The organism is Aminobacter sp. P4_D5 (assembly GCF_056401815.1).
Genome location: NZ_JBFUIP010000512.1, coordinates 1 through 868, shown reverse-complemented (window position 1 = coordinate 868; position 868 = coordinate 1). Strand labels below are relative to the sequence as shown.

2 protein-coding genes are annotated in these 868 nt (G+C 69.1%); both read right to left on the bottom strand.

The genetic code is table 11. From position 1 onward, the window contains the following. On the bottom strand, window positions 1–587 hold a 587-nt coding region (locus tag AC1DWF_RS33165), incomplete at its 3' end, for a HoxN/HupN/NixA family nickel/cobalt transporter (RefSeq protein ID WP_476842749.1). A gap of 62 nt (window positions 588–649) precedes the next feature. Continuing rightward, on the bottom strand, window positions 650–868 hold a 219-nt coding region (locus AC1DWF_RS33160), incomplete at its 5' end, for a hypothetical protein (protein WP_476842748.1).

The following is an 868-nucleotide window of genomic DNA, read 5'->3' as shown; positions in this document are numbered from 1 at the left end:
GGGTACATGTGCCAGGAGCGCGAGACCACCCGGAACAGCGGCCGGAACACCCGCGCGACCAGTCCGCGCCCGGCGAGCAGCATGTCGAGGTCCTCGTCCACGATCCGCTCGCCGCGCCGCGCCCGGCGGAAGGCTGCCCAGACGCCACGCAGGACGATCAGGTTCGCGATGCCGATCGCCAGCAGGAAGCTCGCCGAGACGGCGGTGCCGATGACGCCGCCGATGGTGTGGAACTCCTCCAGCCTGTCCTGGAACGCCGCCGCCGTCGCGGCGATGACGAGCGTCGCCAGGACCACGATGCTCGAATGGCCGAGCGAGAAGAAGAAGCCTGCCGAGATGGGCGCCTTCCCCTCCTGCATCAGCTTGCGGACCACATTGTCGATGGCCGCGATATGGTCGGCGTCGAAGGCGTGGCGCAGGCCGAACATATAGGCGAGCACGGCCGTGCCGAAGAGCGCGGGACGGTCGGCGAAGGCGATCCAGGCCCAGGCCCAGGCGGCGAGGTTAAAGGCGATCAGCGCCGCGAAGGTCATTCCGGCCTTGAGCCGGACCCTGGACGGCCGATCGTCGAAGGGATTGGGAAGCACGCTTTCGCCCCTGGAATAACGCATCACAACTTCACCGAAGTGCTTACGGGCTGGAGGCCGAGTCACATAGCCCCCCGCCAGGACGGCGCGATCGGCCGCGGCAGAGCCGGAAGCCGCACCGCCTCGGCCAGGATGCAGCCCGAGACCGCATCCAGCGCATCGTCGCGGGCACCCCGGAGCTCGGGCCGCCACTCCGCCATCTCGCGGACGAAGCCGGTCCGGAAGACGCTCTCATGCACATGCAGCCGGCGTGCCGCCAGGAGCGGATCGAAGGCGGAAAG